Annotated in this window: 24 protein-coding genes and 1 tRNA gene; 13 read left to right on the top strand and 12 right to left on the bottom strand. The window is 44.4% G+C overall.

Features of this window, described 5'->3' with window-relative positions; translation table 11 throughout:
• Nucleotides 1-83: 83 nt before the first annotated feature.
• The 4 genes from can to LDX50_RS10395 all read right to left on the bottom strand — a co-directional run bounded on the left by can (nucleotide 84) and on the right by LDX50_RS10395 (nucleotide 3,717).
• A complete protein-coding gene (gene can, locus LDX50_RS10410; protein ID WP_225698384.1) occupies nucleotides 84-734 on the bottom strand; it encodes a carbonate dehydratase in 651 nt (216 codons plus the stop codon).
• A 66-nt stretch (nucleotides 735-800) separates the two neighbouring features.
• Nucleotides 801-2,357, bottom strand: a complete 1,557-nt coding sequence (locus LDX50_RS10405; RefSeq protein WP_225698383.1) for a SulP family inorganic anion transporter — start codon at nucleotides 2,355-2,357, stop codon at nucleotides 801-803.
• A 73-nt stretch (nucleotides 2,358-2,430) separates the two neighbouring features.
• Nucleotides 2,431-2,748: a hypothetical protein gene (locus LDX50_RS10400; RefSeq protein WP_225698382.1), complete on the bottom strand. Its 318-nt coding sequence runs from the start codon at nucleotides 2,746-2,748 to the stop codon at nucleotides 2,431-2,433.
• Between the two features lie 228 nt (nucleotides 2,749-2,976).
• Nucleotides 2,977-3,717, bottom strand: a complete 741-nt coding sequence (locus LDX50_RS10395) for a hypothetical protein (RefSeq protein WP_225698381.1) — start codon at nucleotides 3,715-3,717, stop codon at nucleotides 2,977-2,979.
• 117 nt (nucleotides 3,718-3,834) lie between these two features.
• Between LDX50_RS10395 and LDX50_RS10390 the strand changes: the two genes are divergently transcribed.
• The 3 genes from LDX50_RS10390 (at nucleotide 3,835) to LDX50_RS10380 (ending at nucleotide 6,086) form a co-directional block, all read left to right on the top strand.
• Entirely contained in the window at nucleotides 3,835-4,677 is an 843-nt protein-coding gene (locus tag LDX50_RS10390) for an AraC family transcriptional regulator (RefSeq protein ID WP_225698380.1), read from the top strand.
• A 95-nt stretch (nucleotides 4,678-4,772) separates the two neighbouring features.
• Nucleotides 4,773-5,483, top strand: a complete 711-nt coding sequence (locus LDX50_RS10385; RefSeq protein ID WP_225698379.1) for a pirin family protein — start codon at nucleotides 4,773-4,775, stop codon at nucleotides 5,481-5,483.
• A 3-nt stretch (nucleotides 5,484-5,486) separates the two neighbouring features.
• Nucleotides 5,487-6,086, top strand: coding sequence for a nitroreductase family protein (locus LDX50_RS10380; RefSeq protein WP_225698378.1), 600 nt, complete (start codon nucleotides 5,487-5,489; stop codon nucleotides 6,084-6,086).
• A gap of 111 nt (nucleotides 6,087-6,197) precedes the next feature.
• On the opposite strand, the gene LDX50_RS10375 is transcribed toward LDX50_RS10380, so the two are convergent.
• Entirely contained in the window at nucleotides 6,198-7,007 is an 810-nt protein-coding gene (locus LDX50_RS10375; protein WP_225698377.1) for an FRG domain-containing protein, read from the bottom strand.
• A 72-nt stretch (nucleotides 7,008-7,079) separates the two neighbouring features.
• Nucleotides 7,080-7,985, bottom strand: a complete 906-nt coding sequence (gene floA, locus LDX50_RS10370) for a flotillin-like protein FloA (RefSeq protein WP_225698755.1) — start codon at nucleotides 7,983-7,985, stop codon at nucleotides 7,080-7,082.
• Between the two features lie 134 nt (nucleotides 7,986-8,119).
• On the opposite strand from floA, the gene LDX50_RS10365 reads away from it, so the two are divergent.
• Nucleotides 8,120-8,506, top strand: a complete 387-nt coding sequence (locus tag LDX50_RS10365) for a hypothetical protein (protein ID WP_225698376.1) — start codon at nucleotides 8,120-8,122, stop codon at nucleotides 8,504-8,506.
• Nucleotides 8,507-8,545: 39 nt separating this feature from the next.
• On the opposite strand, the gene LDX50_RS10360 is transcribed toward LDX50_RS10365, so the two are convergent.
• A complete protein-coding gene (locus LDX50_RS10360; RefSeq protein ID WP_225698375.1) occupies nucleotides 8,546-10,027 on the bottom strand; it encodes a M20 family peptidase in 1,482 nt (493 codons plus the stop codon).
• A gap of 186 nt (nucleotides 10,028-10,213) precedes the next feature.
• Between LDX50_RS10360 and LDX50_RS10355 the strand changes: the two genes are divergently transcribed.
• Together LDX50_RS10355 and LDX50_RS31075 are read left to right on the top strand one after the other, a co-directional pair.
• Nucleotides 10,214-10,295, top strand: a tRNA-Leu gene (locus tag LDX50_RS10355).
• A 206-nt stretch (nucleotides 10,296-10,501) separates the two neighbouring features.
• Nucleotides 10,502-10,849 carry a four helix bundle protein gene (locus LDX50_RS31075; RefSeq protein ID WP_225698374.1) on the top strand — a complete coding sequence of 116 codons (348 nt, stop codon included), beginning with the start codon at nucleotides 10,502-10,504 and terminating at the stop codon, nucleotides 10,847-10,849.
• Here the strand turns inward: LDX50_RS31075 and LDX50_RS10345 are convergent.
• A complete protein-coding gene (locus LDX50_RS10345) occupies nucleotides 10,819-11,139 on the bottom strand; it encodes a hypothetical protein (RefSeq protein ID WP_225698373.1) in 321 nt (106 codons plus the stop codon). The genes LDX50_RS31075 and LDX50_RS10345 overlap by 31 nt on opposite strands.
• Before the next feature lie 75 nt (nucleotides 11,140-11,214).
• On the opposite strand from LDX50_RS10345, the gene LDX50_RS10340 reads away from it, so the two are divergent.
• Nucleotides 11,215-12,180, top strand: coding sequence for a hypothetical protein (locus LDX50_RS10340; protein WP_225698372.1), 966 nt, complete (start codon nucleotides 11,215-11,217; stop codon nucleotides 12,178-12,180).
• Nucleotides 12,181-12,219: 39 nt separating this feature from the next.
• On the opposite strand, the gene LDX50_RS10335 is transcribed toward LDX50_RS10340, so the two are convergent.
• From LDX50_RS10335 to LDX50_RS10325, 3 genes are all read right to left on the bottom strand, one after another.
• Nucleotides 12,220-13,215, bottom strand: a complete 996-nt coding sequence (locus LDX50_RS10335; protein WP_225698371.1) for an NADP-dependent oxidoreductase — start codon at nucleotides 13,213-13,215, stop codon at nucleotides 12,220-12,222.
• Nucleotides 13,216-13,297: 82 nt separating this feature from the next.
• The gene (locus tag LDX50_RS10330; RefSeq protein WP_225698370.1) at nucleotides 13,298-13,594 is read right to left on the bottom strand and encodes a putative quinol monooxygenase; all 297 of its coding nucleotides are present in this window, start codon (nucleotides 13,592-13,594) and stop codon (nucleotides 13,298-13,300) included.
• Entirely contained in the window at nucleotides 13,594-14,367 is a 774-nt protein-coding gene (locus tag LDX50_RS10325; RefSeq protein WP_225698369.1) for an SAM hydrolase/SAM-dependent halogenase family protein, read from the bottom strand. Before LDX50_RS10325 ends, LDX50_RS10330 begins: the two co-directional genes overlap by 1 nt.
• 133 nt (nucleotides 14,368-14,500) lie before the next feature.
• On the opposite strand from LDX50_RS10325, the gene LDX50_RS10320 reads away from it, so the two are divergent.
• The 5 genes from LDX50_RS10320 to LDX50_RS10300 are packed head-to-tail and all read left to right on the top strand — an operon-like array spanning nucleotide 14,501 to nucleotide 20,522.
• A complete protein-coding gene (locus LDX50_RS10320; protein ID WP_225698368.1) occupies nucleotides 14,501-15,484 on the top strand; it encodes a PhoH family protein in 984 nt (327 codons plus the stop codon).
• Nucleotides 15,441-15,896 carry a GNAT family N-acetyltransferase gene (locus LDX50_RS10315; protein WP_225698367.1) on the top strand — a complete coding sequence of 152 codons (456 nt, stop codon included), beginning with the start codon at nucleotides 15,441-15,443 and terminating at the stop codon, nucleotides 15,894-15,896. The genes LDX50_RS10320 and LDX50_RS10315 overlap by 44 nt, the downstream gene beginning before the upstream one ends.
• 29 nt (nucleotides 15,897-15,925) lie before the next feature.
• Nucleotides 15,926-17,830, top strand: coding sequence for a ComEC/Rec2 family competence protein (locus LDX50_RS10310; protein WP_225698366.1), 1,905 nt, complete (start codon nucleotides 15,926-15,928; stop codon nucleotides 17,828-17,830).
• A complete protein-coding gene (locus LDX50_RS10305; RefSeq protein WP_225698365.1) occupies nucleotides 17,827-18,606 on the top strand; it encodes an enoyl-CoA hydratase/isomerase family protein in 780 nt (259 codons plus the stop codon). The genes LDX50_RS10310 and LDX50_RS10305 overlap by 4 nt, the downstream gene beginning before the upstream one ends.
• Nucleotides 18,606-20,522, top strand: coding sequence for a RecQ family ATP-dependent DNA helicase (locus LDX50_RS10300; protein WP_225698364.1), 1,917 nt, complete (start codon nucleotides 18,606-18,608; stop codon nucleotides 20,520-20,522). The genes LDX50_RS10305 and LDX50_RS10300 overlap by 1 nt, the downstream gene beginning before the upstream one ends.
• On the opposite strand, the gene LDX50_RS10295 is transcribed toward LDX50_RS10300, so the two are convergent.
• Complete coding sequence (locus tag LDX50_RS10295) at nucleotides 20,510-21,253, bottom strand: polyprenol monophosphomannose synthase (protein ID WP_225698363.1); 744 nt, start codon at nucleotides 21,251-21,253, stop codon at nucleotides 20,510-20,512. The genes LDX50_RS10300 and LDX50_RS10295 overlap by 13 nt on opposite strands.
• A gap of 123 nt (nucleotides 21,254-21,376) precedes the next feature.
• On the opposite strand from LDX50_RS10295, the gene LDX50_RS10290 reads away from it, so the two are divergent.
• Entirely contained in the window at nucleotides 21,377-21,898 is a 522-nt protein-coding gene (locus tag LDX50_RS10290; RefSeq protein ID WP_225698362.1) for a D-glycero-alpha-D-manno-heptose-1,7-bisphosphate 7-phosphatase, read from the top strand.
• Nucleotides 21,899-21,901 lie beyond the last annotated feature (3 nt).

The raw sequence follows: 21,901 nt of genomic DNA, 5'->3' as shown, positions 1-21,901 counted from the left end.
TACTCAATTCTGTGTAAACCGGATATTATAAAACCCGGAATCTCCGGGTTTTATAATGATTGTAATCGTTTTATGAGAGAATATCAGGCGGTTATATTGGACGGGTTGAAACGGAAAATCTTTTCTAGTCCGTCATTTGAATTCATCGACACGTTCAGATCATGTATGAGACCATCTTTCAGGCTATATACCCAACCGTGAATGTAGGGGAATTCACCTGTTTCCCATTCTTCCTGGACAAATGAAACTTTAGCCAGATTCCCAACCTGCTCAATAATGTTCAATTCAACAAAACGATCAAACCTCTTTTGATCATCCTTGATATTGTTCAACTCCTCTTCATGGGTGCGATAGACATCCTTGATATGCATCAGCCAGTTGTCTAAAAAGCCTAATTTCTCATTGCTCATTGCCGCCTTAACCCCACCGCAGCCGTAATGTCCGCAGACGATGATATGCTTCACTTTTAACACTTTCACCGCATAGTTTACCACGCTCAAAAGATTACTATCGGTGTGCACAACCATATTGGCAATGTTGCGCTGGACGAAAATGGATCCAGGCAAGGCATTCGTTATTTCAGTGGCCGGAACCCGACTGTCGGCGCATCCGATCCATAAAAACTTAGGATGTTGACCTTCTGAAAGTCGTTCAAAGAAATCCGGCTTCATTCGAAGGGTATTCCGAACCCAGTTGATATTCCCTTCCTGCAATTCTTTAATACTATTTGGCATGATATTGATCTTTATGTGATATTAACTTCAATTTAATTATTTATTAAATAGCATGGATAGTCCCTGCTACCCTAAAACACCCGGTTGGTTATCATGAACCGATTTAAGCTTTAGCTCAATATTTTTGTACTGGGCTGTTTCCTTAAAATTTTCGATGACCTCAAGGACATCGTAATCAATATTTCGTGTGCCCGACCCATCGATCGTTACAATGGAATTTTCGGGCAATTTCCGAAGTGTAAGTAGCATACTTCCCTTGTTAATGAATGTAACCTCTTCAGCCAGTTTGATTGTGATCCTTTGCCGGTGGCCATCCTTATCTTCTTCGAACCGGTAGGGCGATCGGTAAACGTTTCGTAAGATATAAAAGATGGCAACCCCCATACCAATCAGAATTCCCTGCAGCAGGTCTGTAAACAAGATCGCGACTACCGTCACAATGAAAGGCACAAATTGTTTCCACCCCAGTTGATACATTTTACGAAACAGAGAAATTTTGGTTAGTTTATATCCTACGACCAACAGGATTGCCGCGAGTGCCGATAATGGAATCAAATTCAGAATTGTTGGGATTAAGATAATGGAAAGCAACAGCAGCACTCCATGAATTACAGCCGACATTTTTGATCGTGCACCAGCATCGATGTTCGCGGAACTTCGCACGATTACTGAAGTCATCGGAAGCCCTCCGATCAGACCTGCGACCATATTCCCGATACCCTGCGCCCTTAATTCCCTGTTGGTGGAGGTGATCCTTTTCAGGGGATCGAGTTTATCTGTTGCCTCGATGCATAGCAGCGTCTCAAGACTCGCAACAATAGCAATGGTGAAGCCAGCGATATAGACATTAATATTGGTCAGTATCCCGAAATCAGGAAATGTAAACTGCCCCAGGAATTCAGCCGTGGAAGCAGCCACAGGTATGGTTACAAGATGCTCACCATGAAGGGCCCAGTCAGAATTATTTCCGTCGAAATATTGATTCAGCAGGATGCCGGCAGCAACCGCTACAAGACCTCCCGGAATAAGTTTGAATAACATTTTCTGACGGATCGCCGGGATCTCCCATATCAGTAAAATGGCCAGACATACTACACAAATGATGAGTGCTCCGGGCTGTATGAATTCTGTCGCACGAAGAATTTCAGTAAAAGTATTTTCACCATCCGCCTGAAAAAATGATAAGTCGCCCTCATAATCTGCATCCCAGCCAACCGCATGGGGAATCTGCTTCATGATCAGGATAAGTCCGATGGCTGCAAGCATTCCCTTGATGACGGAGGAAGGAAAGTAATGGCTGATGATTCCGGCCTGTGCCACACCCAATGCAAACTGGATGATCCCCGCAATTACGACTGCAGCGAGGAATGCTTCGAAACTACCCAGGCTGAAAATTGCATCCAGAACAATCACGGTAAGTCCGGCCGCCGGACCGCTAACACTCACATGTGATCCGCTGAAGAATCCAATGACGATACCCCCGATGATCCCTGATATAAGTCCGCTGAACAATGGTGCCCCCGATGCAAGTGCTATTCCTAGGCAGAGTGGAAGGGCCACCAGGAATACCACCAGTCCGGATGGAAAATCATTTTTCAAATTTGAGAATAATCCCGTTTTCATAAATGGCTGATTGAATGTAATCCCGAAGGAATACAGGTTAAAGTTATGGAGTTGATCTTGTGGCGTTAACTGGTCAGGTATCGCTGCCCCGCTCCGGAGGGGGAGTGAACACATCCGAATGAACCATGCTTAAATATGGATTCAGTAATTCCGGAATGTTGTTGTTTTCCTGCAAAGTAATTCCGTCTGTTAATCCAGGCGAATAAGCGTAAAAGTCCTTTCCGTCCTCACATTCGTTTTCATGCTGATCTCCTGCGGGTTGATGATCGTCTGCCGGCAGGTGGTAACATGCTGAGTCTTCTGAATAAACCACCGAAAGGATAGGGGGTGTAACGAAGGACAATACCAGGCTGAGACTGATCAGAAATGTTAGGATGGTGGATTTATTCATATAATGATCAGGCATTCGTGCTATTGCCCGGATTGATATACTTTCAATTTAATTATAATGGATGTAAATAGATAGTTTCCCTAAACCAAATATTATTTGGTTTAGGGAAACGGGCAATTATTGTAAGTATATAAAATACTATAAATCAGATATATAGAATCATTTACTTAAAGTATATAATTAATTTATTCTTTTCGAATTTTAGCCTGCTTTATTATATAAGCGTTGTTAATCCTGGATGAGATTACCGCTTATCAGATTAAATGTAACGGTTGATCCATTGATAATAAGACTGGCGGTTCCGTCTCCATTAAAGGTGATGGAACCCTTTAAGGTATAGGATCGGTCACTACGGGTAACCTGAATTTCATAAAGGCCGGATCCTGAAATGATGGTTTGTGTTTCAGGGTCAATTGTAAGTGAGGTAAGCGTAATATCCACATTTGAGCTGCCGTTGATATTTTCCCGCTCCTTCACGTTATATTCTCCGGATCGGTCATAGGTTCCGTTGTAAACCAGGTTTTGATTGGCATCCAGTGAGATTTCAAAATCTCCGTTTCCGTCATGTGACCAGGTGAGTTTTGGGCCGTCGAAGGAGCCACTGTAGGTAAAATCAACGGAAAGGCTGACGGGTACTTGTATGGAACTGCAATTTACAGATACGTCGTAGCTGTAGCTGTAATTATACGTTACCATACTTCCATCAGTACTCGATATTTGCTCAGACCCGCTGTCTGTATAATCACATACCGCACTTCGCCCATTGGCAGAACCCTGCGCCGTTTGGTAAAGGGCCACTGATTCCTGGAGGAGTGCATTAACACCGTAAGTGTTGGAGGCTACCGATGCTGCAACCAACAGTGAAACTTCTTCGGAAGCTTCGGGACTGATTTTTTCACCTTCATCATTACAGGCGGTGAGGAAACCAACGGTAATCAGTGCTGACAAAAATAGGATGTTCTTCTTCATTGTTAAAAAATTTGTTCCATGTTGATACACCGTTTTGTGGAGGCGTAACCGTCATTCAACGATTAAATCCACCACTTGTGGACTTGATTCCTTTCTGTTGTATATTTTCACATAATAATGAACGATCGAACTATTGGCAGTGAGTCATTTCAGGGCATTCGAATGGATCGCATGGAGGATATCTATGACCGATCCGGCGGGAGGCCCGGTGAACCCCACCGGCATGACTACTTCACCATCGTATGGGTACACAAGGGTAACGGAACTCATTTGATTGACTTTACCAATTACTCGTTAGGTGAGAATCAGATGTATTTCATATACCCCGGTCAGATTCATCACCTGGTGACAAACAACAGACCACAGGGCTGTGTAATCAGCTTTACCGCAGAATTTCTCTCTGCCAATAATATTTCCATGAGCTTTCTGGAACGCATCAATTTATTCAGAACAGGTAGTGACTCTTCCCCGCTCATCATTCCCGAAAATTTGATCGACAGATTTGATCAACTATTTACGCTGATGTATGACTTGTATGAATCTTCCATATCTTACAGGTCTGAAGCTCTTGGCTCATTACTGAAGCTTGTCCTTGTGCTTTCGAATGAAGCATGCGCGAGACCGGAAACGAATCATCAGCATGAACAGGGAACTTCGTTGCTCAGTCAGTTTCGTAACCTGGTGGAATTAAATTATTCCAGGGAGCATAAAGTCCAATGGTACGCTGGAGCCCTGTTCATTACACCCAAACACCTGAATGCAGTTGTCAAGAATCTGCTCGGACAAACCGCAAAGGAATTTATTCAGGACCGGATTGATACCGAAGCCCGCAGGTTATTGCTGCATACCGACCTTACCGTTAAGGAAATTGCCTTCCGTCTTGGCTTCAGCGATCCCCTTCATTTCAGTCGCTACTTTAAGAATCATACGGGCCGTTCCCCGAGTGAATTCAGAATCTGAGACAATTTCCGACATTTTGCTATGATAACAAGTGATATCTCCATGATCATTTCTTCAAATTATGCGTTATAACATATAAATAGAAAATTTGAGCTATGAAAACAATATTGCACAAATCAAATACAAGGGGTCACGCCAATCACGGATGGCTCAATTCATATCATACGTTTAGTTTTGCAGGCTATTATGATCCGGAGCGGGTACATTTTGGTAAACTCCGTGTGCTGAATGATGATACTGTTGCCCCGGGCAGGGGATTTGGAACACATCCCCACGACAATATGGAAATTATTTCCATTCCGTTATCCGGAGACCTGGAGCATAAGGATAGTATGGGAAATACCACAGTAATCAAGCAGGGAGATGTTCAGGTGATGAGCGCCGGAACGGGCGTATTTCACAGCGAGTACAATAAGAATCAGGATCAGGAAGTGAAATTCCTTCAGATCTGGGTTTTTCCGAATAAAAAGAATGTGGAGCCCAGGTATGACCAGATTTCAATTGGCGAAATTGCCGAGAAAAATGCCTTTTATCAGATCCTGTCACCTAACGCTGATGACCAGGGTGTCTGGATACACCAGGATGCGTGGTTCCATATTGGTGAATTTGATCAGGGCGCTGCTGCTGAATATTCGATCCATAAGGAAGGAAACGGTGTTTATGCATTTGTGCTTGACGGGGAAGTAGAGATTGGTGAACAAAAACTTGCCACGCGTGACGGATTGGGCATTCTGGAAACGGATGCATTCCAGCTGAAGGCATCATCGCCATCGCGTGTTCTGTTAATGGAAGTACCTATGAATTGAGAAATGATGATAGAAACAATAGATATAAAACAGGCAAAAACGAGGTACAATGTACTCGATGTGATCCGCAAGAGGTGGAGCCCGAGGTCATTCAGTAAATACCCGCTCATGCCAGAGGAAATTGAGACGCTGCTTGAAGCGGCTACATGGGCACCAAGTGCGATGAATGAACAGCCATGGAGGTTTGTAGTGGCCTCAAAAGAGGATGAGGAAAAGTTCAGGAAGCTGGCAGATTTTCTTGTTCCCGGAAACCGGGTATGGGCCGAAAATGCAGCTGTATTAATGGTTGTTTTCGGGGTAACAACCTATGCCAGAAATGGGAAGGAAAATATCAACGTCGGGCATGATGTTGGGATGGCCACCCAGAACCTGCTGCTGCAGGGCGTAAGTATGGATGTTTACGGCCATGTGATGGAGGGTTTTGACAAGGATCGGGTTATAGAGGAATTTCAATTACCCGATAATATACGGCCTTTAACCATGCTTGCACTTGGCCGGCTGGATGTTCCGGATCTGCTTGAAGAACCGTATTACTCACGCGAACAGAGTCCTCGTACCCGCCGTTCGGTGGAAGATTCAGTAATATCTTTTCCGGAGATGTGACTTTTTAGTCAAAGCCGGTTATAGTAATAAAGCGCTTCGTCAGGGAAGAGTCGTGACTGCATGAAGTGTTGAAATCAGGATGTCCGCAGTTCGCGCTGCGGACATTTCTTTTTATTCCGGTTCGGCCCTGTTGACTTTTGGTGAATAATGTCGTTTGAGCCATTTGCTCAGTCCTTCATATCCGGGGAAAAGAACGCGTTCATTGATATTTACCTGGTCGAGTTTGTCCCGGATTTCCCATTTCAACTCAGAGGGTATTCGGATGCGAAAGTACATTTCAGGTTTATTCAAAAGCCAGTCATCAAGCATAAGCCCGGGGTGCGACATAAATGTAAATATTGCATACTGGTTAACAATCCTTGAGTCAAGTGATGGTGGTTCAAAAGGAACTACAAACTCATCTGTCTGGCTGGTAAGCTCGGTGATATTATTGTAGGCTTCATTCAGCATTTCTGTCGTAAAGGAATTCGATCCAACAAGTCGAAGCTGATTACGTAAATTATCCGGAAGATAATTCTTAAGTTCCTCATAATTTAGCGCCCATATGACCCCATCACGATTAAACTGGGTTATATCAGCCGTAGCAAAATGTAAGGCCACCAGGGGTGAATAGGTCCAGTCGAGCAGCCGGGTGGGAAGGCCGTGATGTTGTGCCAGCGCGAGCCAGTCCCAGTCGGTATTATTAACAATATCCGGCCGGTGCGCGTATTTCTTGAAATTTCTCAGCAGGTGGAATTCCAGTTTTTCGTAGGGTCCTCCCAGCCGGGTCAGCGATGTCTTTAGTCGGTACTCAAATTGGGATAAGCCACGATAAATAAAAGGGGAACGCACTCTGCCAAGCCGGTCATTAAAAGCATCCTGAAACAATAGTTCCTGTAATTCCAGCCAGCTGGATGGGGTAAGGGCCTCCTTCAAATCCATAGTTTTTCTGCGATGATCGATTGAAAAGTTATCTAATTTTTCCCGATTCCTCCGAATATTTTATTAAATCTGTTATTCTGAATTACGCTTTCCATAGAGCTGACCTACCCGGAAGGCAGCAGATAATGCCGCCGGTATCTCAGCCTCTGCCTGAATCACTTTGGCTTTGGCTTCCTGTGTACGTGCTACCATTTCCTGTTCCAGTGCCACGGCCATTGCTCTTTTTTCCTCGGCTTTCGCTTTCGCGATATTCAGGTCGGCCGCTGCCTGGTCAATTTGAAGTGCCGCTCCAATATTTTCCCCCACATCCAGATCGGCGATGTCGATGGAGAGAATGTCAAAGGCTGTACCACTGTCAAGGCCGTTGGCAAGCACCTGCTTGGATATGCTTTCGGGACTTTCAAGTACTTCGGCGTAATGTCGCGCGGTTCCGATCCGTGAGATGATGCCCTGGCCAACGCGTGCTTTGATTGTTTCTTCGCCCGCTCCTCCAACAAGACGCTGGATATTACTGCGAACGGTTACGCGGGCCACGGCCACCAGCTGGATACCATCGACTGAAACCCCTGTGATGGCTGGTACTATCACGACATATGGAGTTACAGAAACCTGTACCGCTTCCAGTACATTTCGGCCCGCCAGATCAATGGCGGTAGCCTGTTTGAAGGTCAGATCAAGGTTCGCCTTATCGGCAACTATGAGTGCTTTAATTACGGCTTCCAGGTTCCCGTTGGCCAGGTAGTGTGTTTCCATCTGATTGGTGGAAATATGTTCAATGCCAGCTTTATGGGCGATAATCATGGAACGAACAATCAAGCCGGGAGGAACTTTCCGGAATCGCATAAAAACCAGGTCGAACAGGTTGATCTTAACACCTGTAAACTGGGCGGTGATCCAGAGATTGATGGGGAAAATGAAATTCAGTAACCAGATTCCTGCCAGAATGACTGCAATAGTAAGAAGAGAAGGTACAGCCATAGTAAGTTTGTAATGAGTGTTCCGGCAAGGTACATCATGTTGATCATAATTTTGATGTTCATAATGTTTATTTGGCATTTGTGCCATTTTTCCAACCTTAAAGCCTGCTTCCGGGTCATGAAAGAAAATCAAAAATGGCGGCATTGAAATATTTTGTTCCGATTGTAGTGTTGATATGGATCACCGGATGTGCAAACGATTCCGGGAAGGAGATTTTCGACAATACCCTTTCCGGGGAATGGTATTTGGCGGAAGTATTAGCAGATCCGGGCGACGGCAGTGGCACCTTTCAGCCAACAACACAGGAATTGAAGCTGCAAATCTTTTCTTCAGGCCTCTATATCTCGTCTGAATCACTTTGCAACGCGGGATCCGGAATGAGCGGCACCTTTGATATAGAGGAGGGCAAAATCTATCCTGTGAATTGTAATTATTCGTTGGGTTTTAAAGTCGAGGAGGGTGAATTATATGTCTATTTTCCCTGTATCGAACCTTGTGCTTATAAATTCAGAAGAAAATAATCTGCTAAATCTTAGTTGATTATATCATGTTGTTTTGCGCTACTCAATGGAGGATGTTGCATTTTCAATCAGCCGAACATAGTAGCGTATCGCATTTTCAAAATCCTCCACTGAGAGCCGCTCGTTTATTCCGTGAAATGTCTTGATGGTTTCCGGTGTCAGATGGATAGGCGTAAACCGGTAAACATCATCGCTAAGCGGATAATAGTACCGTGAGTCCGTGGCACCAACCACCAGGTTCGGCGAAGTGAGCGCTTCCGGGAATATCTCCTTAATTGTGTTGCGTATGGTTACGAAACCATGAGAATCGGTAGATGAGGATTGAGGTGCTTCAGAATTAAAACTTCCCTCACCAATTACAATTCGGTCATCATTGATCAGGCTTGCAACACGATTTTTTACGTCCTGGATGCTTGTTCCTGGCAAAATCCTGAAGTTGACAGTGGCATTGGCCGTGTAGGGGATTACATTTTCTTTGATTCCTGCATTAAAAATGGTGGGTGCCGTGGTGGTGTGCAGCATGGCCGAACCTGATGCTGATTCAGAAAAAGAATTCATGATGACCGGCTCCAGCAACCACCGGTTTGCAAAGGCCACTTTTTGAGTGAAGGGCATTTCGGGACCAAGATGATCCATAAAATCATTTACAGGCTGGGTTACTTCTGCCGGGAAAGGGTTGTCCTTAAGTTTGACAACTGCCCTGGCCAATACATCGATCGCTGATTCCTCCCCGGGCATGGATGAATGTCCGCCTTCGAGGGCAACCGATAGCTTTAGTGATACAAATCCTTTTTCTGCGGTTCCGATAAGTGCCACGTCTTTGTCGATACCGGGTACAAGTCCTTGTGAAATCGCGAATCCTTCATCCAGCACGAATTCAGCCTTTACTCCCTTATTTTTCAAATGTTCAACAATGGCAGTGGCACCGTTTATACCACCGATCTCCTCGTCGTGACCGAAACAGAGATATATGGTTCGGTTGGGCTGAAAGCCCCGGCTTAATAATAATTCGACCGCTTCCAGGTTTCCGATGACACTCACCTTATCGTCGATGGCGCCGCGGCCATAGATCATGCCATTCCGGATCTCACCGCCGAAAGGAGGGTGGTCCCATTTATCGATATTTTCTTCGGCAACAGGCACTACATCCATATGACCCATAAGAATCACCGGCTTTAGGGATGGGTCTGTGCCTTTCCACTCATAGATCAGACTGAAAGTATTGATTTTGGTGATACCAAGCAGCGAGTCAGCCAGCGGGTAGGTGGTTTTAATAAATTCATGAAACCGGAAAAATGCGGCAGAATCGATCTTTGAAGGATCTTCATTGGATACAGTGGGAATGGTGATCGCCTGCGACATGTGCTCTTTAGCGGATGCCGGGATATCGATCTTCGGTACCGGATCCACATGAACCTGCTGAGAATCGAAAGTGAATGTGTTAAAAAGCATCACGGCAATCAGGAAAATAAATATGGTAAGGAGGGAAAGGAAAATCTTTTTCATGTCGGGTCTTATCATTCTTCGAAAGTTAGTTATCCGGGGGGATAATGCAAATCTGAATAGAAATTAACATTAGTATTGATGTGATTTGCTATTTCAATTTAAATCAAGTCCTGAACAGTGAAATTCCCACATGTATATTGGATAAGAATTCAGGTTTAATCATATTTGCATCCCATTCGGGATTGATTGATCCCGGAATACGCCCAGGTGGCGGAATTGGTAGACGCGTTGGTCTCAAACACCAATGGCTTCGGCCGTGCCGGTTCGACCCCGGCCCTGGGTACTTTTGAGAATGAGAATGAGAAGCAGAATGATGTTTTTCATTCTCATTTTCATTTTAGATCAGTTTAAGACCCATTCTCATTTTCGTTCTCATTATTAATATTATTCATTAGAAAGAATGATATCATTCTTTCTAACTCAAACATATTTAGAAGCAGAATGATATTCCCAATTTCGGTTTGTCCGTCGTGATAGCTAATTCGAAAAATGTTTGAGTTTCAGAATCTCGAGGTTTATAGAAAATCTGTAAATTTTCATCAGGAGGTTAATAGGTTGCTAAAGTCAAAGAAAATTGATCATACCTATCGAAATCAATTACATAGGGCATCACTTAGCGTAGTTTTGAATATTGCTGAGGGCTCGGGTCGGTTCACAAAACCGGATAGAAGGAATTTTTTTATTATTTCACGAAGCTCAATTTTTGAATGCGTGGCACTTCTTGAAATGTTAAAAAATCAGATCCCGGAAATTAGATCCAATTATGAAACACTCCTTGCTGAATGTGATGAAATGTCCAGGATACTTTATTCAATGATCAATAACCTTAAAAAATAAAGTATTAATTGAAATTCAATGTTTGGGCTACTACGAGCGTACCTCAGAAAACTCCTAAAATAACCCATATAGACTTTCATTCTCATTCCCATTCCCATTCCCATTCTCATTCCCATTCCCATTCTCATTCCCATTCTCATTCTCATTCCCATTCTCATTCCCATTCCCATTCTCATTCTCATTCCCATTCTCCTTCTCATTCTCATTCCCATTCTCATTCTCATTCCCATTCTCATTCTCATTCCCATTCTCATTCTCATTCCCATTCCCATTCCCATTCTCATTCCCATTCTCATTCTGCTATCCTCCACAACTTTGTTCCTGCCTTCCGTGTCCGTACCTTGTTCTAAATGAAATAATATTCAATGTATCGCCTCGCATTTTTACTTCTTGTGATGATGGGTGCCCCGGGATTTTCTCAGGATTCGCCCGACTACCAACACTACCACCAACAGGTGATTGCCGCGGAGACCCTGATTACACAGGAGGAATATCGACAGGCACTGGATATCTATAATCAGCTGATTGTATCCTACGATTTTGTTTTCCTGAGGGAATATCAGGTCGCAACCCAGCTTGCAGCTTACCTGGGTGATAATCAAAAAGCGGCCGATTATTTGCGAAAAGGAATTCGCAGGGGATGGAAGAAGAAGTCAATCAAGAAAAATGAAGTCTTGTCAGCCCTCAGGAAAGGCGATAAATGGAAAAGCATCCAGAAGGAATATCCCGAACTAAGATCAGAATATGAGGCTTCATTGAACCAACCCCTTAGGAAACAGGTGAAAAAGATGATTGTAAAGGATCAGAAGAAAGCCTTTCTTGCCCTGTTTACCTTTAGCCCCGAAGCGCAGGACCGGTACGCCGAGAATAAATTTGCGCCACACAGTGAACGCCAGCTGGCTGAATTCATTGAAATCCTGGGAACCTACGGGTATCCCGGAGAACAGCTGATCGGTAATGATGTCTGGATGTCGACGATCCTCAGTCATCATAATTCTATCTCGCAGTCCTACGCTGAAAAAGATACAATCTATGCCTGGCTTAAGCCAAAACTCATGGAAGCCGTAAACAACGGACAGCTTTCATCCTACCATTATGCAATGATCGATGAATGGTATCTGCAGGTTGTGGATGATACTGGCAAAGCTTTCTATGGTTTTCTGGATGCACCGATGGAATCCAGGGTGGAATTTACCAATCAATTACGGGCAGATGCCTGGATCAGACCCATTGAAGTAAGAAACGGACTGGTCGATATCCAGGAATCAACAGGAATTGATTTTTACTTTGAAGGAAATCCATGGGATGGGGGGAAGATTGAGATTCGTTAGCTGTCCGTCCTTAGGCGATGTAATGCGACCTCCCGGAGGTCACACCTTTACCACTATTTTGCCCTTGTTCTTACCAGAAAACAGATCAAGAAATGCTGTCGGAATATTTTCAAAGCCTTCCACAATGGTTTCATTGTAGGCTAATTTTCCTTCCTTCATCCATCCGCTTAGTTTTTGAATGGCTTCCGGGAATTTATCCTCATAGTTTGAAACAATAAACCCCTGCATCAGCGCGCTGTTCCTGATCAGGAACGGCTGTACGCTGATGCCGGTTGGCATAGACGTGTCGTTGTACATGGAGATGGCTCCGCAGATGATCAACCGGGCAAAACGATTTATGCTGAATAAAACTGCATCGGATATCGAACCCCCTACATTGTCAAAGTAGATATCCACGCCATCCGGACAAGCAGCGGCGATTGCTGCTCTCATATTTTTGGTGGTTTTGTAGTTGATGCCTTCATCAAATCCAAATTCAGATTTAAGGATGTTTACCTTTTCATCAGTCCCGGCGATACCTACAACCCGTAATCCCAGTATTTTCCCGATTTGTCCGACAATACTACCAACAGCACCGGCGGCGCCTGAAACCACCAGGGTTTCTCCTTGCACCGGTTTTCCGATTTCCATGAGGCCTGTGTAGGCTGTTAAACCCGTGAGACCAAGAACCCCCAGGTAGGCCGATAACGGCGCCATTCGGGGGTCAACCTTCATAAGCCCTTTTCCTGAAGAAACCTGTTGCTTTTTCCATTGAAGCATACCCGAAACATAATTACCTTTGTTAAACGCGTCATTTTTTGATTCCAGAACTTCGGCAATGATTCCGGAAACGATGGGCTTGTGCAACTCAAACGGGGGGATATATGACTTCGCGTCATTCATCCTTCCCCGGAGATACGGATCTACCGAAACGTACTTTGTTTCCAATAAAAATTGTCCGTCCTGCAGGGCAGGAACTTCTTCGGTGGTGAATTTAAAGTCTGATAATTCAGGTGTTCCAACGGGTCTTTTATCTAATAAAATCGTATTGCTCATTGTTGAGTGGTTAATTTTAACTGAATGATAGATGGTAAGTTACGATTTAATGAGCGGTCGGACGGTATAACCTGAAGAAGGTTTATTCCACCACCTGCTCTATGTGATTCGAGAATGCAAAGGGCTTTTCGGCAAATAGGGCTTTTGTCGCTGGCCAAACGGATCCAAATAATTCAGAATCCCGGTACCGGTCCAGGTGGTCCTGGCTTTCCCAGTGACTGTAGGTACAGAAGGTATTGGGGTCATTGGCATCCCTGTGAAGCTCCAGATGGCGACAACCGGGGAAATGGCGGATTTTATCCCTGCTATTATTGAAAATGTTCAGGAATGCCTGAACTGAATCCTCGCGGAAGGTCATTCTGACGATACGGATCAGCATTATTCTTCGAAGTTTATCATGACGGGACTGTCGTATTTGAGTCCAAGCAAATTCATCGCATTACCCATATTCACCCCGATTTCCATCAGGCCAAGGTCATTGAAAATCACAAAAACATCCCCCGGATCTACCTGGTGAAGAAATTCATGGATCCGGCTTATACGTTCACGGGCAAAGCTGATGGTAAATTTCTTGTCTTTGCTGAGTATATTGAATGTCTCCCGATCGATATTAGTGATAAGGTTGCCATAATGATCCACCCTTAGCACATGCCCTGTGATCATCTTTTTGTTGGCTTTCAGTTGTCTGCCCATCATACGTCGATAGGTTGCAACCCGGGGGCCCAGATCTGTAATGGCTGTACCACTGGCAATTTTGGCTGCCGCGACGGCGAGCACGGTACGCGTGGGAAATGTGGAACGTACGGGGTTGAGCGTATTTATATTGACAATAATACGAGCCTCTTCATCACTTATTAACCCGAAAATCCCATTATCTGTCCCAACAAAATAATGCCCATGCATTTCCAGTGCTATGAAATTATCTTCCGAACCACCTACACTGTTCACGGCGACAAGATGCACTGTTCCGCGGGGAAAATCACGAAACACCGACCGGATTACAAAGGCGCCGTGGGCGAGATCGCATTTTCCTATTTGATGGCTGATATCGATTATACGTATTCCACTGTTTACAGACAGGATTTTTGCTTTTACGGCTGCCACATAGTGATCACTTTCACCGAAGTCTGATAAGAATGTAACTATGGCCATAAAACCTCTGTATGAAAAATTTCGTCAGATAAAACGTTAATGTACTTAAAGGAACTGCAGGCATTGCCTACTTTTGTTGACAAAATTAAGTAAATTTTACCCATTAAAAATTTATCCTAAACCTTATTCAAGTTTGGTAGAAAAAGTTATTACACTGGAGAACGTTTCTCTGATCGACTTTCTTGGAGTTGAGAATAAAAACATCAATGAAGTTGCTTCAGCATTTCCCAAAAGCAAGATTGTGTCACGGGGCAATGAGATCCGTATTAAGGGAAGTACGACGGAAATTCTGAAGATCAATGATATTCTGAATTCATTGATTGAACATTATCACAAATTTGGTAAGGTTACGGAGGAAAACGTGCAGAATTACCTGGCAATGGAAGCCGAAGCAGAGCTCCCCGAGCAGGAAGAGGTACTCATTTACGGTACCCGTGGGTTTACGATCAAGCCGAAGACCATCAATCAGCAGAAACTTGTTTATGCTGTATCCAACAATGATCTGGTATTTGCCCTTGGGCCGGCTGGAACGGGTAAAACGTATATATCCGTTGCACTGGCGGTGAAGGCGCTTAAGAATAAACAGGTTAAAAAAATCATTATTACCCGCCCTGCTGTCGAAGCGGGAGAAACACTGGGATTTTTGCCCGGTGATCTGAAGGAGAAACTGGATCCGTACCTCCGGCCGATTTATGATGCCCTCTACGATATGGTGCCTGCTGAAAAGCTCCGGTACTACATGGAGAATAATGTAATCGAGATTGCTCCCCTGGCATACATGCGCGGCCGCACATTGAATAATGCATTTATCCTGCTGGATGAAGCTCAAAATACCACGCCTAATCAGATTAAGATGTTCCTTACACGGATGGGCCCCCAATCCAAAGTGATTATTACAGGTGACACCTCCCAGATCGACCTTCCGAAAAAACAGAAATCCGGGCTCATTGAAGCTACCCGAATCCTGAAAGATATTGATGGAATCGGATTTGTAGCCTTGTCAGGAAAGGATGTTGTCCGTCATAAGATTGTAAAGGACATCATAGCCGCCTACGATACTTATGAAAATAGTCATGAATCGCATACCCGTGGAAATACGTCTGGTTCAAACGAATGAAGAGCTGAAACAGGCCTTTGCCGTTCGTGAAGCTGTGTACATTGTAGAACAGAATATCGACCGGGAAGATGAATTCGATGAATTTGAACCTGTTTGCCGTCATTTTGTCGCGCTGCAGGATGGGGAGGCTGTGGGTGCCGCCCGCTGGCGGTTTACAAACGAGGGGATCAAGCTTGAGCGGTTTGCCGTGCTCGCTGATTTCCGAAAGCGGGGCATCGCTTCTCAACTGGTGGATGAGGTTATCCGGGATATCAAACGTCATCCAAAATTTAACCATCAGACGCTGTATCTGAATGCCCAGTGGGACGTTCAGCCGCTCTACGCGCAATTCGGATTCAAACCTGTTGGAGATATTTTCCTCGAATGTGATATCAAGCATCAGCGAATGGAAATGTCTGTTCCGATCGTATAATTTGTCCGTACTGATCACGACCTTCTGTCGTGAGAACATTATTCCTGAGAATTACGCTTTATTTTTTTACCGGGATTATCCTGAGCAGACAATTTCCCGGGGATCTTTGTGTAGCAGGTTCTCTTCTGTTGATGCTTATCATAGCACTGATCTGCCAAAAATATTTTATTCATAGGTATGCCCGGGGCATTATCCCCGTAGTCCTTATTCTGGGGGGCTATGTTCATTACGGGATCTTCAAATTAACTGATGAACAACCACTACGAAAAGGGCCCGTTGTCGTCAGGATTCTGAAAAAGGTAAATGACCATCGCTTTGAAGCCAGAATATACGCGATACTTGTGGACCATGAATGGCGCCGGTTCAATCAAAAGATACTGGTGAATAATTTCAACGGAGAAGTTGCGCTGAAGACAGGTGAGCTCGTATTTCTTTCAGGCAGGATCGACTCCCTGCGTTCGGTATCCGGAACCTTTGATGTACGTGCCTATTATGAAAATCGTCATATCAGGAAACAAATCTATGTTGATAATGCAATTGTAGTTCAGCCTGCCTCGGGGTCGGTACAGGTCATTCGCGGTGAAATCGTAAGACGATTGGTAAAGATGCTGGCAGGAAAAGATGAATTGGCCACGGTTCAGGGTATTCTGCTGGGAGATCGGCGAATTCTTTCCGATCAACTTAGAACAGCCTATCAGCGGGTAGGAGGTATGCATGTCCTTGCTGTTTCAGGAATGCATGTGTCGATATTGTTTTTGTTCATACAATTGATTTTGCACAAAGTCCCTAATTATTCTGTGGGTAAATGGGTAAAAATCCTGGTTCCTGTCATTCTTCTTTGGCTTTATGCGGCTGTTGTGGGATATAGTCCGTCGGTTCTCCGTGCAGTATTGTTTCTTACGATTTTCAGCGTTGGCAAGCTTATGCTCCGGCCGGTTTCCATAGTGCATACACTTTCGGTAACCGCATTTATAGTTTGGCTCACAGATCCTTTCCAGGTATATACAGTTGGATTCCAGCTGTCCTATGGAGCGGTTTGCGGGATTGCTCTTTTTCAACCGATTTTTGAAAAGATGCTGATAAATGTTTCTTCAATCCTGGCCTTTATTCTGCGAATATTCACTGTTTCCATTTCAGCCCAGGCGCTCACCTGGCCTCTCATTATTTTCTACTTTGGTGGTATTTCACCAGGAGGTATTCTTTTTTCCATGGTTCTCATACCGGCAGTATTCGTTGTCATATTCCTATCTGTTCTGGGTCTGATTTCTTTCGGCGTACCCTATTTTTCAAGGGGCGTTTCTTCGATACTATCCTATGTGGTTTCTGAATTGAATGAGGCTGTGGTTCTATTGAGTGATCAGGAAGGAATGTATCAGTACATGGATTTTCAAAATATAACGCTGATGCTGGCGGTTGGAATCATAATTTCGACAGGTATTTTGTTTTATTTTCCGGGGCGCCGGCTGTTGGCAGGAATACTGTTTTTAATAGTTGTCTTGACGGTCTTGCCCCGTAATTTAGCTGAAACGAATAAAATCACAATATCCCGCGGCATCCGGATGCCGGTGATCAGGATGGATTCACCCGTACTGTCGGTAGTTGTTTCCGACCAATCCGTGCCTTTAAACAGGGAGCTTTCATCAGTAAAAAGAATTCAATACGGCAACTATACCCAACAATTATATAAATTTGGTAATACGCGTGTATTTTCAACCAGTGAACGGTTAACCGTGCCGATATCGGCTGACATTATTATTATCAACGGGGGACCGATTCCGGGAAATCACGTAATTGAAAGCGGGCAGGTCATCGTCCTTGCCCCCGGGTTATCTTTTTCCGAACGAAAAATGTGGAGGGAATGGGGATTAGAAACAGGTTGTAAGATTCATGACCTTCGTACGATGGGGACGTTTTTGAAAATAACAGCATCATGAAATATAAGTATATCACATACCAAACAGATCAACGCAGGGCATATATTAATTTGAACCGGCCTGACAAGCGTAATGCGCTCAATGGAGAGGTTGTAACAGAATTACTGGATGCATTTGACAAGGCTGCCCTGGATTCTGACTGTAAGGTTGTTATCCTGGGTGCAGAAGGCAAGGTGTTTTGTGCAGGTGCCGATCTGGCTTATTTGCAGGAGCTCCAGTCGAACACCTTTGATGAAAACCTGGCTGATTCGCGACACCTCAAGTCCCTGTTCCTGAAGATCTATACGTTTCCAAAGGTGGTTATTGGTCGTGTTCATGGTCATGCTATTGCGGGTGGGTGCGGACTGGCAACGGTATGTGATTTTGTTTTTACTGTACCTGAAGCAAAGTTTGGATATACAGAAGTAAAAATCGGATTTGTTCCGGCATTGGTTAAAGTTTTTCTGCTTCGTAAACTCGGAGAGGCACAAGCCAGAAAACTCTTACTCACAGGGGATTTGATTGATGCGGCTGAAGCCTGTGATATTGGCATTGCGCAGTATCTGGTTTCTTCAGGTGATCTGGATACTGCTATTGCTGAATTCAGTGAGCGCTTAATTAAAGGAAACAGTGAAAAGTCTATGGCGCTGACCAAGGAAATGATCGCTGCGATACCATCTATGCCACTGGACGAGGCACTGGAATATGCGGCTGAGATGAACGCCCATGCGCGTGAAACAGACGATTGCAGGAAAGGCATTGCCTCTTTTTTGGATAAAACATCATTGGACTGGTGATGACCCCGCTTGAGGTCCTGCAGAAGGTATATGGATATGACCATTTTCGTAAAGGTCAGGAAGAGATCATCCAAAATGTTCTTAATGGAAAGGATACGCTTGCAATTCTGCCGACCGGCGGAGGGAAATCCGTATGCTTTCAGATCCCGGCGTTACTTAAAGACGGCATTTGCATTGTAGTTACTCCCCTGATCGCACTGATGCTGGATCAGGTGTATCAGTTGAACCGGCGCGGAATTCGCGCAGATGCCCTGCACAGCGGGATGACCTCGAGGGAAATCGATGTAACACTTGATAATTGTGCTTACGGTGCCATTCATTTTTTATATGTTTCACCCGAGCGCCTGAAATCAGAACTTTTTCAGCAACGGGTCGCAAAGATGAACGTGAATCTGATTGCCGTCGATGAAGCACATTGCATTTCTCAGTGGGGGCATGATTTCAGGCCAGCCTACCGAGAAATTGCCGAACTGCGTAAGCTTTGCCCCGGGGTTCCTGTAATCGCCTTGTCAGCATCTGCGACCCCTGAAGTACAGAAAGACATTTGCGAACAGCTTCACTTTAAGCAAGGATATGGTGTTTTCAGGGAAACGTTCGGAAGAAAGAATTTATCCTATGCGGTACGGGAGGAAGACGATAAGGATCACAAGCTCCTTGAGATCCTTCGAAAGATAGAAGGTTCATCCATTGTCTACACAAGATCCAGAAAGTCGACATCCGACATTGCCCGATTCCTGTTCATGAATGGGATTTCCTGTACTTTCTATCATGCAGGCCTGGCAGCAGAGGAGCGCCAGAAACGACAGCAGCAATGGGTGAACGGTCAGGTTACAGTAATGGTAGCCACCAGCGCATTTGGTATGGGTATTGATAAGGCGAATGTACGCACTGTAATCCATTACGACATTCCCTCATCCATGGAATCATACTACCAGGAGGCGGGCAGAGCAGGGCGTGACGGTCTTAAAGCGTTTGCTGTCCTTATATGTAATGAACAGGACCTGGGTGTTCAGAAAAAGATTCTTGACAGTGAACACCCTGATAAGGAAACACTACAGCGCGTATACCAGGCACTGGCGAACTATTATTCACTTGCAATTGGAAGTCTGCCGGAACGATCTCTTGATTTTGATATTTCTGCTTTTTCTGAACGGTATCGGATTCCTGCAATGGATTTGTTCAATGCGCTGAAAAAGCTGGAGGAAAATGGATTGATTCAGCTGAATATGGGAATTCACCTGCCTTCCAGGGCGATCTTTCTGGCCAATAAAACAGAAGTATACAAATTTGAGATTGCCCATCAGAGAAGTGAAAACTTCATTAAAGGCCTGCTCCGTTTATATGGTGGTGAATTGTATACGCATTATGTAACCATATATGAGCAGCAGATAGCCAAATTGCTGGGAATGTCCGTAGAAAGTGTTTATAAGGAACTGAATTACCTGGTTTCAGCTGGTATTCTGGATTATCAGCAGCGAAAAGATAATCCACAGATCATGTTTCTCCAGCCCAGGCAGGATGTACGGGTGCTTTCGGTTAGTCAGCATGCACTGGATAGTCGAAAAGATCAGGCCTTTGAAAAATGGAGTATTATGGCGGCATATTTCCGTAACAGGAAGATGTGCAGAACGCGATTTATTCAGCGATATTTTGGAGAGGAGTCTGACAAACGATGTGGGACCTGTGACATTTGCCTGGCAAGACTGAAAGGTGAGCATGCAGAGGAAGAAGAGCGTTTCCGGCAGCATATTCTGGAACTGGTAGACTCAACTCCCAGAGATGTGGAATATATACTCAATGTGCTCGATCCCGAAGAGCCGGAACAGGTTATTGAACTCATACGACAAATGGTGGATTACCAGGAGCTTAAATACCTTGATAACTGGAAAATTGCCAGGATGGATTATGCCGGTTGATATTTTCTGAAGTAGCTGCTCACCTTCATCAGTATAACACCGAAAAAAGCTTCTTTGAATATCCCGCTCGACATTTTTGATTTTCCACGTGTTCTGTCTGTAAATATTATCGGGACCTCAGCTACTTTAAATCCATGGGAAAGTGCAGTAAACTTCATTTCTATCTGGAAAGCATATCCAATAAAACGTATTGAATCCAGGTCGATTCGTTCCAGCACATTGCGTTTAAAACATACAAAACCGGCAGTTGTATCATTAATGGGCATTCCCGTGATGAATTGTACATATTTACTCGCAAAATAGGACATGATTACCCTTCCCATCGGCCAGTTTACCACATTAACCCCACTCACATATCGGGAACCAACCGCTACATCGTTTCCATCAATCGCACAGGCATCATAAAGACGCTGCAAATCCATCGGATTATGCGAAAAATCCGCATCCATCTCAAAGATATAGTCATAGCCATGTTCTATAGCAAAGCGGAATCCCATGATGTAGGCAGTACCAAGCCCTAATTTCCCCTCCCTTTCAATAAGATGGATGGTCCTGGCCTCCTGATCCTGGCTCATTAAATGCTTCACAATCGCCGCAGTTCCGTCGGGTGAATTATCATCGATTATTAGTACATCAAATCGCTTGGGAAGAGCAAATACAGCCTCGATGATGAGCTCGATATTCTCTTTTTCATTGTATGTAGGTATTATAATGAGGCTGTCGTTCTTCACATCAGTTCATGGCTGGTCGGCTAAAATACTAAAATCGACGGAAATCAGATTGCCGTTGGAAACCATTTTAGAGATTATTCCGGAAATTGGAATACTTAGCAAAGAAATACACAACTTTATAACATGATTCAATTGCGCAATAAGTATGTATTACTCGACAGGGATGGTGTGATCAACATGGACCGGGACGACTATGTTTATTCTCCGGATCATTTTGTCTTTATTCCAGGCGCGGTTGATGCAATGAAAGATCTGCATCGGGCAGGATACGGGCTTATTGTGATCACAAATCAGGCAGGAATTGCCAAAGGGCTCTACAAACGTGAGGATATGGAACTTTGCCATAACATCATACGTGAAGCCACCGGAGGCATCATTGAACATTTTTATTATTCGCCCTGGCATCCGGTATTAACAGAAAGTCTCACCCGGAAACCAGGGTCACTGCTTTTTGAAAAGGCCCTTGCGAGGTATCATTTTGACGTGCGCTACAGCTGGATGATTGGTGACAAAGACAGGGATCTTGTTCCGGCGAAAAAAATTGGATTGAACACGATACAGGTGAAATATGCCAACAGTGTGAATGCCGATCATTATGCGGAGAATCTTCGCGAAGCGGCAGGTCTGATTTTGGAAAAGGCATAAAAA

This window comes from Fulvivirga sedimenti (assembly GCF_020328055.1).
Note: the sequence above shows the minus strand (reverse complement) of the source record. Positions and strands in the feature narration are given on the sequence as shown.